The organism is Pseudomonas sp. DrBHI1 (genome assembly GCF_002205115.1).
Lineage (GTDB): Bacteria > Pseudomonadota > Gammaproteobacteria > Pseudomonadales > Pseudomonadaceae > Aquipseudomonas > Aquipseudomonas mosselii.
Window position 1 is genome coordinate 13,454 of the sequence record NZ_NIBE01000011.1, and the last position, 16,713, is coordinate 30,166.

Genomic DNA, 16,713 nt, shown 5'->3' on the forward strand with positions numbered 1-16,713 from the left:
GAGTCTTACATGCGAATTCTGGTCACCGGCGCGAGCGGCTTCATCGGCGGGCGCTTTGCGCGCTTCGCCTTGGAGCAGGGCCTGGAGGTGCGGATCAATGGCCGGCGGGCGGAGGGCGTGGAGCACCTGGTCAAGCGCGGGGCGCAGTTCATCCCGGGCGACCTGGGCGATGCCGAGCTGGCCCGGCGCCTGTGCCAGGGTGTCGACGCAGTGGTGCATTGCGCCGGCGCGGTGGGCACTTGGGGCCGCTATCAGGATTTTCACCAGGGCAACGTGGTACTTACCGAGAACGTGGTCGAGGGGTGCATCAAGGAGCATGTGCGGCGCCTGGTGCACCTGTCGTCGCCGTCGATCTACTTCACTGGACGTTCGCGCCTCGACATTCGCGAGGACCAGGTACCGCGCCGCTTCCATGACCATTACGCGCTGACCAAGCACCTGGCCGAGCAGAAAGTGTTCGGCGCCCAGGAGTTCGGCTTGGAAGTGCTGGCGCTGCGCCCGCGTTTCGTCACCGGTGCCGGCGATGCGAGCATTTTCCCACGCCTGATGCGAATGCAGGCCAAGGGGCGCGTGGCGATCGTCGGCAATGGCCTGAACAAGGTCGACTTCACCAGTGTGCACAACCTCAACGAGGCATTGCTCAGTGCCCTTTTCGCCGAGGAACAGGCCCTTGGCCAGGCCTACAACATCAGCAACGGCCATCCGTTGCCGCTATGGGACGTGGTCAACTACGTGATGCGCCGCATGCAACTGCCGCAGGTCACCCGCTACCGCTCACCAAGCCTGGCCTACGGCCTGGCGGCGCTCAACGAGGCCGCTTGCATGCTTTGGCCCGGGCGCCCGCTGCCGACCTTGAGCCGCACGGCAGTGCAGGTGATGAGCAAAGATTTCACCCTCGATATCAGCCGTGCCCGTCAGTACCTGGGCTACCGACCCCAGGCCGATGTGTGGTCCGCGCTGGATGAATTCTGTGCCTGGTGGCAGGCGCAGACGGGGCAACGCTGAACCTGTGGGCGGGATGATGGTCATCAGTGCGCCGTCCAGGCGGTTTATACTCATGCCTCTTTGCTACCACCGCGGTTGAATGCACCCATGCGTAACGACGCCCACGACGACTTTGACGATGTGCCCACCCTGCGTGCCGGCACCCCTGATGACGATGAATTGCTGCCTGCCCACGTCACCCGCAGCCGCCAGAAGGCGGCACGCCCACGCAGCAACGGCCCGCTGTGGGCCTTGCTGGGTGCCTCGTTCATCGCCTTGGGCGGACTTGGCTGGTGGAGCTTCCAGCAGATCACATTGATGGAGCAGCAATTGGTCGCGACCCAGGAAAGCTTTGCCCGCATCAGTGAGGAGGCGGCCGGGCGTTTGCAGGCGATCAGCGGCAAGGTCGATGCCAGCGAGTCCAGCAGCAGTTCCGGCAGCGAGGCGTTGAAGCTGCAGATCCGTCAGTTGCAGGCCTCGCTGGCCGAGCAGGGCAAGCAGCAGCAGGGCGTCGCCGGACAGGCGGGTGACCTGGGCAAGCGCTTGGAGCAGGTGCTGGCCGATACCCGCGAGCAGCAGAAGGCGGTGACCGAATTGCAAGGGCAACTGCAGGCGCAGCTCAAGGCAGTCAATGGCGAGCTGGCGGCGCTCAAGTCGGGCCAGGTGGATGGCGGCAAGCTGGATGGTCAGCTCAAGAGCCTGAGCAATGAGGTGGCGGCGCTGAAGAAGCAGGGCAATCCGAGCGCGGCCATCGAGAGCCTTGAGCAGGATGTGCTGGTGCTCAAGAGCCAGTTAGACAACCGCCCGGCCACCGCGGGCGGTGGCGCTTCGGTGCAGGAGTTCGATGCCTTCCGTGGGCAGACGACCCGCAATATCAATACCCTGCAGAGCCAAATCCAGAACTTGCAACAGCAGATCAATGCCCGCCCTTGAACCGAGCATGAATGTGGTTACCTGAGACTTTGATCGGGTGCCATTGCCTCTGAATTTGTCTGTTTCCCTTCCCTTCTGCAGACCCCGAACCCGTCTGAACCTGGCATTTTTGTCAGGTGTCGGACGGGCTGGAGTTTGTTACATCTACTAGCACGACGACGGCAGCCGTTTCCTCCCTTGCTCCTGTTCCCATCACTGGTTGGCTAGTGCCTTGTGTCGTGACTAACTCGTTGCCCCGAATCCGTGAGGGTGCAGGGGCCGCGTACCTGTAGAACAGATTAGGAAAATGGCCATGAACAAGCCTGTACCCAAACAACTCAGCGGTCGGTTGCTGCGGCCCGCGGGTAAACGCTCCAGAGTGTTGTTCCCACAGGGTGGAGTGTTGGAATTCAAGGAACTGATTGTCGAGGGGCTGGTTGAGGATGGCGTCGACGATCCTGCTGAACTCTTGCCGGTGGCGGACCATAAGAAACCGTTGAAGGTGAGGGTGCCGAACTGGGATGAGGTCGAGGAAGGTATGGTCATCGCGTTGTATGTAAACGGTGACGAAGAACTCGAAGGCGTGGGCATGGCCTGGCATTCGATCACGGCCGCGGAAGCGGCGGATCCTGATTACGAGTTTTCTCTGGAACTGCCGAGTTCGTATTGGGATTTCATTGCGGATGGGCAGGATCGTACCTTCCAGGTGGGTTACTCGGTTCGACCAGAGTTTTCAGGTGAATTCGAAAGAGGGCCCAACCGAGTCATCCGCATCGATAAACTGGCGCCGGGTGGCAACCCCGGCACACTCGCGAGGCTATCGTTTGCTTCGGAGATCGAGGCCAGGAAGCACATCCTGATCACGGACTTTGTCGCTGGCATGCTTACGGTCCATGTCAGGGGTTATATGGAGCAGAAGCAGGGTGACCAGATCATGGTGACCATGACCGACGGCACCACCCCAGTGACGGTCGGCCCCTTCACCGTCACCAGCAGCAGTGACGCCACGCCAGTGGCACTGCCGCTGGCCGAGGTGCAGAAGCTCAAGGACAATACCCCGATCACATTCACCTACACGTCGCAGGATCGGGCAGGGAATCTATCGATCGTTTCCGTGCCTCATGACACCCTGCAGTTGCTGTTGCAGGATATCCCCGTCGTTCTCCCTACGCCTGAAGTGCCAGGATTTGACCAGTCGGGCGACCCGCTGATTCTCGACAAAGATGCCCGTGCAGGCATCAACCTGGTGGTTCCCGGGGTCACCGGGGCTCGTATCGGCGATAAGGTCGTCGTGCTTTGGGGAGCCCAACGTTCGGACGAACATGAAGTCACCGTGGTGCCGCCGCCGCCAGAGCCATTGATGAAACTGGTCCTGCTGTATCCGCTTACCAGCGCAGGGCCGAAGACAGGGGCAGTGGCCGTGAGTTATGAATTGTGGCGCGGCGCCTTCAAGATCGGCGACGCGACGCCCCCGGCGAGCGTCAATGTCGACCTGCGGCTGCCGGGTGGGCCCGATCCCGATCCGGAGTTGCCAGGGCATGGCAATCTGGAATTGGCCACCATTGTCGGCGATGCCTCCGGGCAAGTGGATGAGCTGACGCCCGAGGATGTCGCCGCAGGTGCGCAAGTGACCATCCCCTGGCTCGCCGTGGACGGCACTGAACTGTTGGAGGAGGACGATAAACTCCACCTGGTCTGGGGCACACAGCCCTCCCACGCGCTTGCTCCCGTGAGCGCTGCCGAGGCAGCTGCCAAGGTCAACATCAATCGTCCAGTTCCCCCGACCGTGCTGGCCAGCGAGCCCAGTGGCACAGTGCAGATGGCCTATACCGTGACCCGGGTATTCGGTGCGAGTGGCGAGGAAAACACTGCGCATTCTCCATCCAAGCCTGTGGTCCTACTGCGCGGGGAAGACCTGCCGGGAGGGGGCACTGCGCTCAAGGAGCTTGAATTCACTGACCTCAATCGGTTTGGCGCAATCGATATCGAGAAGGCGCAACGAGATTTACCGGTGAAAATCGAGCTTTATGGCAACGTGGCGGTGGGCGACACCATTGTGATCCATCTCAGTGCAGACGACAGTCAGAAGCCTACTCCCGGAAACCCTATCCCGGATGCTGAAGTAAACCTCCCGCTCATCAGAATCGAACAGCATCACAAAGACAAGGGCGAACTCACCTACCAGATCGAGCGTCGATGGGCGTTCGTAATCTGCACCGGCTCGGCCACCGTCGAGTACACGGCGACGAATGTCCATGGGCCGGTGAAAGCCGGTCACAAACGTGTGCCGGTCTCGGTAAGGGAACCCAGTCAGGGGACGTGCCCGCTGCCTTGAAGTAAAAGTGCCCTGGCGATTCGCCAGGGCACTGGTTGTTCATGTCCCATTGTTGCCTTTGGGCTCCTTGACTGGCCGAGGATGAGGAATGAATACCTTCAATGAAGGGGTAAAGGGCACGTTTGAATTCAAAGCACTCGAAGTCTGTGCGCTATTGGATGACGGTTACGATGAGCTCCCTGAACTGTTGCCGGGTGACAGGTTAAGTGACGATCTGCAGGTGATCGTCCCGTGGTGGCCTGAGATTGCGGTTGATTACCAAATCGCGTTGACCTGGGACGACGAGATTCTCGAGGCCGAAGAGGGCGCTTATCACTATGTCGAGCAGTCTGAGGCGGAGGATCGCGATCATAAGTTCGAACTCACGCTGCCCGCGTCCTTTTGGCGTTCAGTAGGGGAGGGGAAAGAACGGCGGTTCAGCTTGGGCTACGCTGTTCGCCCCTCTCTGAGCACGGTCTGGGAGCATGGTCCTAGCCGGTTTGTTCGTATTGACAGGCTGGCCCCCGGAGGTGATGAGGGGGCACTGGGAAAAATGGTGTTCCCCAAGGCATTGGAGGACAGGGGTGTAATCCTTGAGTCCGATTTCGAGGAGGGCGTGCTCTGGGTCACGATCAGCGGTTTCTTGCATCAGGCGCTGGGTGACACGATCACGGTCAGTATGACCGATGGCATTGAACGAGTCAGCGCGGGGCCGTTCATCGTGGACAGCGAGAGCGAGCCTACGCCCATCGCATTGCCCCAGGCCAAGTTGCAGACATTGGTTGGCGGGATTCCAATCGCTTTCACCTATCAGATACAGGACCGGGCAGGTAACGAGTCCGCCCTCTCCCTGGCTCATGACAGCCTGGTACTCCAGGTCGTACAACCCCTGTCTGCACCGCGCGTGCTGGATGCCGACGACTCGGGCAACCTTGATTTCAACCTGCTGGGAGATGCCGACGTCCGCATCGTTCTGGACCCCGACGACCGTTGGGTAGTTGGGCAGGCGGTAACGCTGGTCTGGGTGGGCAGGACTGCCAATGGCAGCCTCCTGGCGCCTGTGATCAAGCATGCCCAGTTGAAGGCGGGTGGCGTTGAAATCCCTCTGGAGAACGCCCATGCGGCCGCGGTGTTGCAGGGGGATGCACGCCTTGTCTACCGCATTGATGAAAGTGGACTCGGTTCCGATCCAGGGGTGATCTCCATCATCGGCTCCCTCGAACTTGACGCTCCTGAGGTGGATGAGGCAGCGGACGGTGGGCTCGATCCCGAGAATGTTCCGCCGCAGGGCGCGACGATACGAATCAAGGCTTACCCCCATATGGCCAAGGGCGATCAGATCCTGCTGGAGTGGAATGGTGTGTCCGCTGCTGGCGATCCTCATGATCTTTCCTGGCCGCTCGATGTTCAAAAGGAGGGTGAGCTTGAGCAAAGGGTCGGGAAGGACGAGGTCGAGGTTCTGGTTGGGGGACGGGTCACCTTGTCCTACACGCTGGCTGCAGGGGGCGGGGCCCTCTCCGGTTCCGCGAATTGCGATCTGCGGGTAGGGCGTGTCGCATTCCCGCGCCCAGAAGTGGAAAAGGCATTCGGTGATAACAAGGACCAGTTGGACTTCAACCGCGACTTCGTCGGGGCCAGCCATGTGAAGGTCACCGTGCGCCAATATGCCGGGATGGCCGGAGACCAGGTTGCGTTAGTGCTGGAAGTGCCGGACCGTGACTACCAGTCCCCCTGGAGAGACGTCGTCGGGCCGGCCGATCTGGTGTTTGAGGTACCCGCTGGCGTGGTGATGAACGGGATTGGGCATACGGTGCCGATCAGCTACAAGATCCTGCGTGATGAAAAGGAGGAAACCTCGGTTGTGCTGGAGCTGAACATTCAGGAACAGCTGCTGGAGATGCAGGCTCCCAGATACATGTCCTTTGCCAGCCAGGAGCCGAAGTTCATCGTGCGCTATCAAGAGGTCAAGAGCGGCGATCAGATCGACATTCACTGGCAGGTTGAAGGGGAACCGTCCAGGCATGCAACGGAGGCGGTGTATCAGGACGCCAGCTATTGGCTTGTGCCAATCGACCCGAACTGGGTTGCCGCAGATGTAAAGAAGACGGTGTACGCCAACTATTCCGTTGTTCCGAAGGTGGGGGAAAAACGGCAGTTTTCGCCTCTTCATGTCTTCACGCCGCGTTAACGGTTCGCCCCGTGTCAATCCCACATTCCATGCGCCATGGCGAGGCAGGTGTCAGTGTTTTCTCGTGCCCTGGCGGAAAAATCCTACAGAAGATTTTTGGATTTCTGTCGAGACTGTTCGCCGTTTCAACAGTGCCGAGGTGCTACGACGACTGGCCGTTCGGTTGACGATGTTTTAGTGGGAGATCGCTATGAGAAGTTCCAGCATACCCTTGAGTGTCGCGGTGGGTCTGATAACTGCCATGTCAGGCGCGGACTTGGCCGAGGCCAAAGTGCTCGACAACCAGAGTGAAACGGTCACTGGCCCGGTCGCGGATACCTATGAGCTGAGAAATGGGTCGACCCTGGAGATCACCGCCACTGGCAGCACAGAGGGTATAACGGTCTCTAGTGGGTCGACTGTCACTGTCAATGGTGGACAGGTAGCCGCCGCCGGCGTGCAAGCCGGCATCAAATTGCTCGATGGCACCCAGGCGCTACTCAATGGCGCAACCGTGACGGGTGGCCCGACGGCATCCTCGTTTGGCGTTTCTGCTGCCCTGGCCTCCAGCATCCGGGCCCAGGGCAGCACGATTGCAGGTGGCATTGGTGCCTCCCTTGTGCGAGGCAGCAGCCTTGTTCTGGAAGGCAGCACGCTCACCGGGCTGGAGCGTGTCGGCGCCTTTGTCGTCGGTTCCAGTCTGCAAGCCACGGGTGGCAGTCTCGTCAGTGGCAAGACCAATGGTCTGGATGTGCGTCAGGAGTCGGCAGCCAACGGTGGTGGCGGCTCCCGGGTGATCCTGGATGGATCGACGGTCAGGGGCGACACTCAAAGTGCCATCATCGTCAGGGCCGGTTCCGGTAGCTCCACCGGCACCGCACACATTCTGGTGGCCAATGGCAGCCAGCTTATCGGGGGCAATGGCACGATCCTCGAGGTCATCGGTGGCATGACCGCCGACTTCACCGCGGACAACAGCCAGCTGAGCGGCGATGTGGTGGTGGCAGCCGGCAGTACCGCGAACCTGCTGCTGCAGAACAATGCCTCGCTGCGGGGAAACCTGGTCAATGTGCAGAGCCTGGAGCTGAACAGCGGTGGCCGCTGGATCCTGACCAAGGATGGCGAGGTTGGCGAACTGACACTCGACAATGGCACGGTCGATTTCACCGACCGGGACACAACGGCGGGCTTCAAGACCCTGACGGTGGACAACCTCAAGGGCTCGGGCATCTTCGTGATGGACATCGACCTGGCCAGTGGTACCGGCGATCTGCTGAAGGTTACCGGGGCCGCCGAGGGCAGCCACCAGTTGAGCATCGCCAGTACCGGTGCCGATCCGGTCGAAGGGCAGGCGCCGCACCGTATCGTCGAAACCGGTGGCGGCGACGCGACCTTCGGCCTGCTGCACGATATCGATTTCGGTACCTACACCTACACCCTTGAAAAAGGCGAGGGTGAGGACAACTGGTACCTTGTGCAGAAGTTCGACGACAGCGGCAGCCCGATCGTGACGCCGGGCGCCCGTGCGGTGCTGGGGCTGTTCAGCGCCGCGCCCACCGTCTGGTATGGCGAACTGTCCTCGTTGCGCAGCCGCATGGGTGAATTGCGCCTGGGGCATGGCCAGGGCATCTGGATGCGCAGCTACGGCAACCGCTACAACCTCTCGGCCGGCAACGCCGTGGCCTACCAGCAGGATCAGAACGGCGTGAGCTTCGGCGCCGACGGCGCGGTGCCGGGCCACGACGGGCGCTGGTTGCTCGGGGTCATGGGCGGTTACAGCGAGTCCGACCTGGACTTCAGCCTCGGTTCATCCGGCAAGGTCAAGAGCTACTACGTCGGTGCCTACAGCACCTGGATGGCCGACAGCGGTTACTACGTCGACGCGATGCTCAAGTACAACCGCTTTCGTAACAGCAACGACGTGGTAATGAGCGATGGTCGCAAGACCAAGGGTGAATATCACAATGACGGCCTCGGGGCCTCGGTGGAGGTCGGGCGGCACTTCAAGCTGGACGATGGTTGGTATGTCGAGCCGTTCACCCAGTTGTCCACGTTGTGGGTCGATGATGACAGCTACACGTTGGACAACGGCATGCGCGCCCAAAGCGATGGTGCCAACTCGGTGCTCGGCAAGGTTGGTGCCCAGGTCGGGCGCAGCCTGGCGCTGGACAACGGCAGTGTCCTGCAGCCGTACCTGAAAGTCGCGGCGGCTCACGAGTTCATCAAGAGCAACAAGGTGAAGGTCAACGACAACCACTTCACCAACGACCTGTCCGGCACGCGGGGCGAGTTTGCCGTGGGGTTGGCCGCACAGGTGTCCGAGGTGCTGCAGCTGCACGGCGAGTTCCAGTACAGCAACGGCAAGCACATCGAACAGCCGTATGGGGTCAACCTGGGCTTGCGCTACAACTTCTGACCGCTTGGCAAACCCGCTCCTGCAGGTCCTGCAACAGACTACATCCGCGGATAATCGATATACCCCACCGGCCCCCCGGCGTAGAAGGTCTCAGGACGCGGCGCATTGAGCGGCGCATCGGCGGCCAGGCGCGCGGGCAGGTCGGGGTTGGCGATGAACGGGATGCCGAAGGCCACCGCATCGGCCTTGCCGTTGGCCAGGGCCGCGTTGGCGCTGGCCTTGTCGAAGCGTTCGTTGACAATGTAGGGGCCGCCAAACGCCGCCTTGATCTGCGGGCCGATGCTGTCGTCGGCTTCCTTCTCTCGCGAGCAAATGAAGGCGATGCCACGCTTGCCCAGCTCTCGTGCCACGTAGGTGAAGGTCTCGGCACGGTCGGCGTCGCCCATGTCGTGGGCATCCGCCCGTGGCGCCAAGTGCACGCCGACGCGGCCCGGACCCCACACCTCAATGGCGGCGTCGGCGACTTCCAGCAGCAACCGCGCGCGGTTTTCCAGCGAACCGCCATAGCGGTCCGTGCGCTGGTTGGTGCTGCTCTGCAGGAACTGGTCGAGCAGGTAGCCGTTGGCGCCGTGGATCTCCACGCCGTCGAAACCGGCGGCCTTGGCGTTTTCGGCGCCGCTGCGGTAGGCCTCGACGATATCGGCGATCTCCTCGGTTTCCAGGGCTCGTGGCGTCGGGTAGTCGCTCTGTGGGCGCACCAGACTGACATGGCCCTTGGGCTGGATCGCGCTGGGGGCCACCGGCAGCTCGCCGTTCAGGTACGACGGGTGGGAGATGCGCCCGACATGCCACAGCTGCAGGAAGATGCGCCCGCCGGCGGCGTGGATGGCCTTGGTCACGTTGTGCCAGCCGCGTACCTGCTGGTCGTTCCAGATCCCCGGTGTATCCGGGTAGCCAACGCCCATCGGCGTGACCGAGGTCGCTTCGCTGAGGATCAGGCCGGCGCTGGCGCGCTGCACGTAGTACTCGGCCATCAGCGCATTGGGCACGCGGCCTTCGTCGGCGCGGCAGCGGGTCAGCGGGGCCATGATGATGCGGTTGGGCAGTTCCAGGTCGCCCAGGGTGATCGGGTCGAACAGCGTAGTCATGTGCAAAGCCTCGCTTGGATCAGAGCGCTTGGCTCATTTGCTCGAGGAACGCCTTGATGGTCGCCTCGTTGCGTTTGAAGAAATGCCACTGGCCGATCTTCTGGCTGCTGATCAGGCCGGCGCGTTGCAGGGTGGCCAGGTGGGCGGAGACGGTCGACTGCGACAGACCGCAGCGTTGGTCGATTTGCCCGGCACACACACCGTGCTCGGTGCTGTGGTGCTGGTCGGGGAACTGCGCGGCCGGGTCTTTCAGCCAGTTGAGGATGTCTCGCCGGACCGGGTGGGCCAGTGCTTTTATGATTTCGTCGAGATCGAGGGGCATGGTTGGCTCGTGGTGTGTAGCGGTATATCGCGATGGGGCGAAATATAAATCGTTGCATCGCGATATACAAATATGAAAGGGTTCTGAGGCAAGCGTCATTGGCTATATCGGTTCATGACGATTGGCTGTGGGGCGGTGCTAGACTGGCGCCATGAACTACCTCGCGCACCTCCATCTGGGCGGCCCGGCGCCGCAACAACTGCTCGGCAGCCTGTATGGCGATTTCGTCAAGGGCGCGCTGGAGGGGCGTTTTCCGCCAGCGCTGGAGGCTTCGATCCGGCTGCACCGGCATATCGACAGCTACACCGACAGCCATCCGCTGGTGCTGGCGGCGCTGGCGCGTTTCCGGCGTGAGCGGCGACGCTTCGCCGGAATCGTGCTGGATGTGTTTTTCGATCATTGCCTGGCCAGGAGCTGGGGGGACTACGCGGAGCAGCCGCTGGCGCAGTTCACCGGCGACTTCTACAAAGTGCTGCTGGCTGAGCCGCAGCTGCCGGGCCGGCTGGCGGGGATCGCGCCGTTCATGGCAGCGGATGACTGGCTGGGGGCGTATGGCGACTTCGCCACCCTGGAGCAGGTGTTTGGCGGTATTGCCCGGCGCTTGTCGCGGCCCGAGGGGATGGACGGGATGATGGGAGAGCTGGAGCGGCTGTACGAGCCGCTGCTGGCGGATTTTCGCGAGTTCTATCCGCAACTGCAGGCGTTTGCGGCAGCGCGAAGACGCCCCTCCAACTGACGTCAGCTATTCAGGCTGCCTTGGCCTGGCGTCGCGGCTCGACATCCTCGATGCCGAACAACGCAAGATGCACTGCCTGCTGTGCCTGGAATGCCAGCGCCGCGCGCTCCTGGCCTTCACTGCCGATCGGCGCTAGCAGGTGAATCACCACCTCGCCCCGGTCTTGCCCGAACAGCCGCAGCAGATGGGATACCAGGTCGTCATCGCCTATGAACGGCGCAATCGGATCGGGTTGGCCCGCGCGAAGATACTGGATCGCCACCGGCTGTAGCGGCGTGCCACGGTCGATGGCCCCGGCCAGCAGACGTCCATGGAAGGTGCGCAGGGTGCGACCGTCAGTGGTGGTGCCTTCCGGAAAGATCAGCAGGGGACGTTGCTCGCCCAGCTGTTCGCTGATCTGTTGGCGCAGGCGCTGGGCATCGCCACCGCCACGGCGGATGAACAGGGTCCCGGCCTTCTCGGCCAGCCAGCCGGCCACCGGCCAGTGCCGCACCTCGGCCTTGGACAGGAACGACAGCGGCGTGAGCATGCCGAGCAGCGGGATGTCGGTCCACGACACATGGTTGCAGATCCACAGCATCGGCCGTTGCGGCAGTTCACCCTTGACCTTGACGTCGAAGGGCAGGGCGGCGACCAGGCGGCCCATGAACAGGCGTGTCCAGCGCTGGCGACGTTCGATCGAGGCTTTCAGGCCCAGGCGTTCGCCCAGGGCAATGATGCTGGCCATTGCCAGCCCCAGTGCCAGTACCAGAAACAGCCGCAGCAGGCGGGCAGTGGCCCGCAGACGCGGCATCAGACCGCCGCCTTGAAGTGACGGGCGTAGCGCGGGCAGAGGTCGTCGCGCTTGAGCAGGATGAACACGTCGGCGACCTGGAAGTCCTCGTCCCAGCAAGGCTCGCCGCAGATCTTCGCGCCCAGGCGCATGTAGGCCTTGAGCAGCGGTGGCATTTCGGCGATGACGTTGTTCGGCAGCGGCAGACTGGGCAGTGGGTTCTTCGGTTCGGCGCGCAGGTGCTCGGTGCACAGGTAGCGTTCGCGCAGGCGCTGCATGATCGCGTGGGCCTGCACGCCACCGTCCTGCATGGGGATGCTGGCGCAACCCATCAGGTAGCTGTAGCGGCCTTCGTTGAGCACTTCGGCCAATTCGCTCCAGAGCACGGCGATGGTGCCGCCGTTGCGGTAGGCCGGGTCGACGCAGGTACGGCCCAGTTCGAGGATCGGGCCTTGTAGCTGCAACAGGCCGTGCAGGCTGAATTCTTCTTCGCTGTAGAAGCGACCCAGGCTGCTGGCGGCCTGGTGGTCGAGCAGGCGGGTGGTGGCGACGAGCTGGCCGGTGGCCAGGTCGCGCACGCCGATGTGGCGGCAGTGGATGTCGTAGTCGTCCATGTCCAGGCCGTGTTCGGCGCCCTTGAGCTTGGCCTTGAATTCGGCGCTGAACACCTTGAAGCGCAGGGCCTGTGCTTCCTGCAGGGCCGCGGCGCCGACCAGGCGTTCGGCTTGCAGACGGCGTTCAGTGCTGTTGTCGCCAGAGCGAGCGATCCGAGTCATTGCGAGTCTCCATAAGCCAGCCAAAGGGTTGCGGCCGGTCGGCTTTGTTGTGCAAAGTCAGCCTAGGTACGCCCGGTGTCACCCCTGTGAATCTTTGGTGATGCTTGCGTGACACCCCACAAGGAGCTTGCGATGGCCTGGTTGCAACGACTCAATGACCCCTTGCGCCACCCGCTGGCGGCGACCCTGGGCGAAACCTACGCGGCGGTACTCGAGCGCCTGGGCGCCGTCGCGCCGTTCGAGCTGGCGGTGCTGGGCGGGCGCGCCATGGCTACGCCGGGCCTGGCCTTCCTGCTCGGTTACCAGGCGGCGCTGCGCGTGCTTTGGCCCAGCGCGCCCGCCAGCCTGGGGGCGTTGTGCGCCACCGAGCGGCGCAGCGTGCGCCCTGCGGACATGCACACCCGTCTCGATGGCTTGCGCCTGAGCGGCAGCAAGGACTTCGTCACCGCCGGGCTGGATGCTGAATGGCTGTTGGTGGCGGCGCGCCACGAGGGCGTGGGCGAGGCGCCGCGCTTGCAGCTGGCGGTGGTCTATCCGGGCGAGCCAGGGGTAAGCCTCGAAGCGTTGCCGACCCTGCCGTTGATGCCTGAAGTCGGCCATGGCCGCCTGCAGCTCAAGGAAGCCGCGTGCGAGTTGCTGGCCGGCGATGGTTGGGACGCCTACGTCAAACCGTTCCGCTCCCTTGAAGACCTTTATGTGCTCGCCGCGCTGGTGGCCTGGCTGTATGGCGTGGCCCAGGAGTGCGCCTGGCCGCAGGACCTGCGCCTGCGGCTGATCGGGCTGCTGGCCGGTTGTGCCGAGGGCAGCCGGCAATGCCCGGACAGCGTGGCCTGCCACTTGCTGCTGGGTGGCCTGTTTGCCCAGTTCCAGGGCTTGCGGGGCGAGATCGACCAGGCGTTGGCCGCCGGGCCCGGGCACTGGGCGCAATTGTGGCAGCGCGACCAGGGCCTGCTGGCGCTGGCCGGCGTGGCCCGTGACAAGCGCCTGGCCAAGGCCTGGAGCGCCGCCGGATTGTCATGAAAGCCTGAGAGGCTGGGGAGCCTTTGAACCTGGGCTGCTCCCGATGAAGTCACTATTGCTTGCCCTGGCCATGACCGCTGGCCCTGCCTGGGCCGAATACTGGCCCTCGGCGCAATGGCCGGTCGATAACGCCGTCATCGACTGGCAGGCGGTCGACACCTACGCCTTCGCGCCGCGTGATGCCGAACGCGGCGGCATTCGCACCGACGCGCTGTTGATCATCCGCGATGGTCGTATTCTGCATGAGCGCTATACCGAACCAACCCAAGCCGACACGCCGCACCTGACCTGGTCGGTGAGCAAAAGCGTGCTGGCCACGGTCATGGGCGTGGCCTACGGCGAGGGGCGTTTCAGGCTTGATGACCCGGCCGCCCGTTACTACCCGGCCCTACAGCGACATCCTGGGCTGCGCCTGGCCGACCTGCTGCACTGGGCCAGCGGCCTGGCCTGGCAGGAGGACTACGAATACGCGCCCCTGAAGTCGTCGGTGGTGGCCATGCTCTATACCCGTGGCCGTGCTGATATGCCGGCCTACGCGGCGGCAATGCCCGCTGCCAATGCGCCCGGCACGCAGTTCGCCTATTCCAGCGGCGACAGCAACCTGCTCGCCGCCAGCCTGCGCGGCATGCTCGATCCCGCGGGCTATGCCGACTACCCCTGGCAGTCCCTGTTCATCCCGCTGGGGATCGACAGCGCGGTCTGGGAACGGGATGGGGCGGGCACCTATGTTGGCTCTTCCTATCTTTATCTGAATGCCCGCGACCTGGCGCGCATCGGCCTGCTGATGCAGCGCGACGGATGCTGGCGCGAGGGCCGGTTGCTGCCGACCGATTGGGTGGCGTTCAACCGTACCCTGTTCAACGCCGCCCAGCCGGTGCCGGGCGAAGCCAACCCCGGCGGCCATTGGTGGCTCAACCAGCCACTGCCCGGGCAGCCGGCGCCGTGGCCGGATGCGCCAGCGGACACCTTCGCCGCGCTCGGCCATTGGGGCCAAGCCCTCTATGTGCTGCCTTCGCACAAACTGGTGATCGTGCGCTACGCCGATGACCGCGACGCCAGCTTCAGCCACAACGAACTGCTCAAGCGGGTACTGGCCGCCGTGGCGGGGGAGGGCGCATGAAGCGGGTCGTGCTCGTGGTGTTGCTGGCCGGGTTGGCCTGGGCCTGGCATGAGCGCCAGGCGCTGGCGGACTTCCCGGGCATTCTTTCGGCCTATTCGGCGAAAGAGTACTGCTCGTGCCGCTTCGTCATGGGCTTTGCTGAGACCTACTGCCGTGGCTATGTGCAGCAGTACCTGCCCTTGAGCCTGCTGGAGGAGGACGGCGCCCGGCGTCTGGTCACCGCCGAAGGCATGGGGCGGCGCAACCAGGCCGCCTGGCAGGGCGCGCGTGAGGGCTGCCGCTTGCTGCCGTGAAACCGTGCGGGTAAGGTTGACGGCCTTGATCTACAGGATTTCACATGTTCAAGCCGTCTCGCCTGCTGCCCGCCCTCCTGCTCGCCCTGTGCCTGCCCGCTCACGCCAACTGGCACCTGGACGGCGAGTCCTCGCGCCTGTCCTTCGTCACCGGCAAGAACGGCAATATCGCCGAGGTCAACCGATTCCTGGTGCTGCACGGCAAGGTCGACCGCAAGGGCGCCGCCGAAGTGAGCATCGAAATGGACTCGATCAGCAGCGGTATCCCACTGCGCGATGAGCGCATGCGCGACAACCTGTTCGTCTTTGAGCAGTTCCCCGAGGCCACGGTGCAGGCGCAGATCGACCTGCGTCCGATCAACGATCTGGCCAGTGGCGCGCAACTGGAGCTGCGCCTGCCGGTCAGTGTCACCCTGCATGGGCAGACCCGTAGTTACAACACCCTGCTGCTGGCCACGCGCCTGGATGAGCGACGATTCCAGGTGGTGACTCTCGAGCCGCTGATCCTGCGCGCCTCGGACTTCGGCCTGCTGCCGGGCCTGGAAAACCTGCGCAAGCTGGCCGGGCTCAAGTCGATCAACCCCTCGGTGCCGGTGAGCGCGGTGCTGATCTTCACCGCCCGCTGACATGCCGGGGCCGGTCTTCCCCTGGCGGGATGGCAACCAGTTCGAACTGCTGATCGACGGCCCCGAATTCTTTCCGCGCATGCTGCTGGCGATCGTGCGCGCCGAATTCCAGGTCGACCTGGAGCTGTACCTGGTCGAGGGCGGCGCCTGCGCCGAGGCGGTGGTCGAGGCCCTGGAGCAAGCGGCGCTACGCGGCGTGCGGGTGCGCTGCCTGTTCGATGACTACGGCTCGCTGGCCTTCCCCACGGTGCTGCGCGAGCGCCTGCTGGCGGCGGGGGTCTACCTGCGCTGGTACAACCGCCTGCGCTGGCGCCGGGGCCTGCGCAACCTCTATCGCGATCACCGCAAGCTGCTGCTGGTGGATGAGCGGCTGGCGGTGGTCGGTGGTACCGGGGTCACCGATGAATTCTGGACGCCGGGCGAGGAGGCCAGCGAATGGCACGAGGTGATGGTGCGCATGCAGGGGCCGATCGTCACTGATTGGCAACTGTTGTTTGATCGCCAGTGGCACGCTAACCAGCGCCGCACGGCGTGGCGCCCACCCGAGGGCTTCGGCCTGCCGCGCCTGCCCCAGGTGCCGGCCAAGGGCCAGGGCCTGGGCCGGGTGGCCTATGCCGACGCCCGCCAGCACAAGGACATCCTGCATGCGCTGGTCCGCGCTTTGAACAGCGGCCAGCGTCGTATCTGGCTGGCCACGCCCTATTTTCTGCCGACCTTCAGCGTGCGCCGGTCACTGCGCCGTGCCGCGCAGAAGGGCATCGATGTACGCCTGCTGCTGACCGGGCCGCGTACCGACCACCCTGCGGTGCGCTACGCTGGCCACCGCTATTACCCGCGGCTGCTGCGCGCAGGGGTGCGCATCTTCGAGTACCAGCCGTGCTTCCTGCACCTGAAGATGGTGCTGGTGGATGACTGGGTCAGCGTGGGGTCGTGCAACTTCGATCACTGGAACCTGCGCTTTAACCTCGAAGCCAACGTCGAGGCCCTCGACCCTCCGCTGACCGCCGCGGTGGCCGTCAGCTTCGAGCGCGATTTCGCCCAGAGTCTGGAGGTTGACCTGGCGCGCTGGCACGCGCGGCCATTGTGGCGGCGGATCCAGCAACGCCTGTGGGGCTGGCTTGACCGGGTGGTGGCCAACCTGTTGGACCGGCGCAACTAGTCGTGTAT

Annotated in this window: 15 protein-coding genes; 11 read left to right on the forward strand and 4 right to left on the reverse strand. The window is 63.7% G+C overall.

Features of this window, described 5'->3' with window-relative positions; all coding sequences use genetic code 11:
• The first annotated feature begins 9 nt into the window (after positions 1–9).
• The 5 genes from CC207_RS01780 to CC207_RS01800 all read left to right on the forward strand — a co-directional run bounded on the left by CC207_RS01780 (position 10) and on the right by CC207_RS01800 (position 8,793).
• Positions 10–1,005 carry an NAD(P)-dependent oxidoreductase gene (locus tag CC207_RS01780; protein WP_028689721.1) on the forward strand — a complete coding sequence of 332 codons (996 nt, stop codon included), beginning with the start codon at positions 10–12 and terminating at the stop codon, positions 1,003–1,005.
• Positions 1,006–1,092: 87 nt separating this feature from the next.
• Positions 1,093–1,917, forward strand: coding sequence for an ATPase (locus CC207_RS01785; protein ID WP_088851483.1), 825 nt, complete (start codon positions 1,093–1,095; stop codon positions 1,915–1,917).
• 292 nt (positions 1,918–2,209) lie between these two features.
• Positions 2,210–4,231 carry a hypothetical protein gene (locus tag CC207_RS01790; RefSeq protein WP_088851484.1) on the forward strand — a complete coding sequence of 674 codons (2,022 nt, stop codon included), beginning with the start codon at positions 2,210–2,212 and terminating at the stop codon, positions 4,229–4,231.
• A gap of 88 nt (positions 4,232–4,319) precedes the next feature.
• Positions 4,320–6,398 carry a hypothetical protein gene (locus CC207_RS01795; protein WP_028689718.1) on the forward strand — a complete coding sequence of 693 codons (2,079 nt, stop codon included), beginning with the start codon at positions 4,320–4,322 and terminating at the stop codon, positions 6,396–6,398.
• Positions 6,399–6,654: 256 nt separating this feature from the next.
• Positions 6,655–8,793 carry an autotransporter outer membrane beta-barrel domain-containing protein gene (locus CC207_RS01800; protein WP_158216129.1) on the forward strand — a complete coding sequence of 713 codons (2,139 nt, stop codon included), beginning with the start codon at positions 6,655–6,657 and terminating at the stop codon, positions 8,791–8,793.
• 38 nt (positions 8,794–8,831) lie between these two features.
• Here the strand turns inward: CC207_RS01800 and CC207_RS01805 are convergent, their stop codons facing one another.
• Together CC207_RS01805 and CC207_RS01810 are read right to left on the reverse strand one after the other, a co-directional pair.
• Positions 8,832–9,881, reverse strand: a complete 1,050-nt coding sequence (locus tag CC207_RS01805; protein ID WP_062364086.1) for an alkene reductase — start codon at positions 9,879–9,881, stop codon at positions 8,832–8,834.
• Between the two features lie 19 nt (positions 9,882–9,900).
• Complete coding sequence (locus CC207_RS01810; RefSeq protein WP_028689715.1) at positions 9,901–10,203, reverse strand: helix-turn-helix transcriptional regulator; 303 nt, start codon at positions 10,201–10,203, stop codon at positions 9,901–9,903.
• 151 nt (positions 10,204–10,354) lie between these two features.
• Here CC207_RS01810 and CC207_RS01815 point away from each other — a divergent pair, with 151 nt between their 5' ends.
• Entirely contained in the window at positions 10,355–10,939 is a 585-nt protein-coding gene (locus CC207_RS01815) for an ACP phosphodiesterase (RefSeq protein WP_088851486.1), read from the forward strand.
• A gap of 10 nt (positions 10,940–10,949) precedes the next feature.
• Here CC207_RS01815 and CC207_RS01820 read toward each other — a convergent pair whose 3' ends face one another.
• Both CC207_RS01820 and olsB read right to left on the reverse strand, forming a co-directional pair.
• On the reverse strand, positions 10,950–11,732 hold the full coding sequence (locus CC207_RS01820; protein WP_069016098.1) for a lysophospholipid acyltransferase family protein: 783 nt from the start codon (positions 11,730–11,732) through the stop codon (positions 10,950–10,952).
• A complete protein-coding gene (olsB, locus tag CC207_RS01825) occupies positions 11,732–12,487 on the reverse strand; it encodes an L-ornithine N(alpha)-acyltransferase (protein ID WP_028689712.1) in 756 nt (251 codons plus the stop codon). Before olsB ends, CC207_RS01820 begins: the two co-directional genes overlap by 1 nt.
• 132 nt (positions 12,488–12,619) lie before the next feature.
• On the opposite strand from olsB, the gene CC207_RS01830 reads away from it, so the two are divergent.
• From CC207_RS01830 to CC207_RS01850, 5 genes are read left to right on the forward strand one after another with little or no spacing between them, the layout of a single operon-like run.
• On the forward strand, positions 12,620–13,507 hold the full coding sequence (locus CC207_RS01830; protein ID WP_062364090.1) for a hypothetical protein: 888 nt from the start codon (positions 12,620–12,622) through the stop codon (positions 13,505–13,507).
• A 43-nt stretch (positions 13,508–13,550) separates the two neighbouring features.
• Positions 13,551–14,627, forward strand: a complete 1,077-nt coding sequence (locus CC207_RS01835) for a serine hydrolase (RefSeq protein ID WP_028689710.1) — start codon at positions 13,551–13,553, stop codon at positions 14,625–14,627.
• Positions 14,624–14,920: an amidase gene (locus tag CC207_RS01840; RefSeq protein ID WP_028689709.1), complete on the forward strand. Its 297-nt coding sequence runs from the start codon at positions 14,624–14,626 to the stop codon at positions 14,918–14,920. The genes CC207_RS01835 and CC207_RS01840 overlap by 4 nt, the downstream gene beginning before the upstream one ends.
• A 44-nt stretch (positions 14,921–14,964) precedes the next feature.
• Positions 14,965–15,546: a YceI family protein gene (locus tag CC207_RS01845; RefSeq protein ID WP_028689708.1), complete on the forward strand. Its 582-nt coding sequence runs from the start codon at positions 14,965–14,967 to the stop codon at positions 15,544–15,546.
• Between the two features lies 1 nt (position 15,547).
• Positions 15,548–16,705, forward strand: coding sequence for a phosphatidylserine/phosphatidylglycerophosphate/cardiolipin synthase family protein (locus CC207_RS01850; RefSeq protein ID WP_062364093.1), 1,158 nt, complete (start codon positions 15,548–15,550; stop codon positions 16,703–16,705).
• Positions 16,706–16,713: the final 8 nt, after the last annotated feature.

Excerpts from the sequence above, each read along its gene's own strand:
- CC207_RS01840 (WP_028689709.1), top strand. The coding sequence starts at position 14,624 with ATGAAGCGGGTCGTGCTCGTGGTGTTGCTGGCCGGGTTGGCCTGGGCC.
- CC207_RS01815 (WP_088851486.1), top strand. The coding sequence starts at position 10,355 with ATGAACTACCTCGCGCACCTCCATCTGGGCGGCCCGGCGCCGCAACAA.
- CC207_RS01810 (WP_028689715.1), bottom strand. The coding sequence starts at position 10,203 with ATGCCCCTCGATCTCGACGAAATCATAAAAGCACTGGCCCACCCGGTC.
- CC207_RS01795 (WP_028689718.1), top strand. The coding sequence starts at position 4,320 with ATGAATACCTTCAATGAAGGGGTAAAGGGCACGTTTGAATTCAAAGCA.
- CC207_RS01845 (WP_028689708.1), top strand. The coding sequence starts at position 14,965 with ATGTTCAAGCCGTCTCGCCTGCTGCCCGCCCTCCTGCTCGCCCTGTGC.
- CC207_RS01850 (WP_062364093.1), top strand. The coding sequence starts at position 15,548 with ATGCCGGGGCCGGTCTTCCCCTGGCGGGATGGCAACCAGTTCGAACTG.
- CC207_RS01790 (WP_088851484.1), top strand. The coding sequence starts at position 2,210 with ATGAACAAGCCTGTACCCAAACAACTCAGCGGTCGGTTGCTGCGGCCC.
- CC207_RS01835 (WP_028689710.1), top strand. The coding sequence starts at position 13,551 with ATGAAGTCACTATTGCTTGCCCTGGCCATGACCGCTGGCCCTGCCTGG.
- CC207_RS01805 (WP_062364086.1), bottom strand. The coding sequence starts at position 9,881 with ATGACTACGCTGTTCGACCCGATCACCCTGGGCGACCTGGAACTGCCC.
- CC207_RS01785 (WP_088851483.1), top strand. The coding sequence starts at position 1,093 with ATGCGTAACGACGCCCACGACGACTTTGACGATGTGCCCACCCTGCGT.
- CC207_RS01830 (WP_062364090.1), top strand. The coding sequence starts at position 12,620 with ATGGCCTGGTTGCAACGACTCAATGACCCCTTGCGCCACCCGCTGGCG.
- CC207_RS01780 (WP_028689721.1), top strand. The coding sequence starts at position 10 with ATGCGAATTCTGGTCACCGGCGCGAGCGGCTTCATCGGCGGGCGCTTT.
- CC207_RS01820 (WP_069016098.1), bottom strand. The coding sequence starts at position 11,732 with ATGCCGCGTCTGCGGGCCACTGCCCGCCTGCTGCGGCTGTTTCTGGTA.
- olsB (WP_028689712.1), bottom strand. The coding sequence starts at position 12,487 with ATGACTCGGATCGCTCGCTCTGGCGACAACAGCACTGAACGCCGTCTG.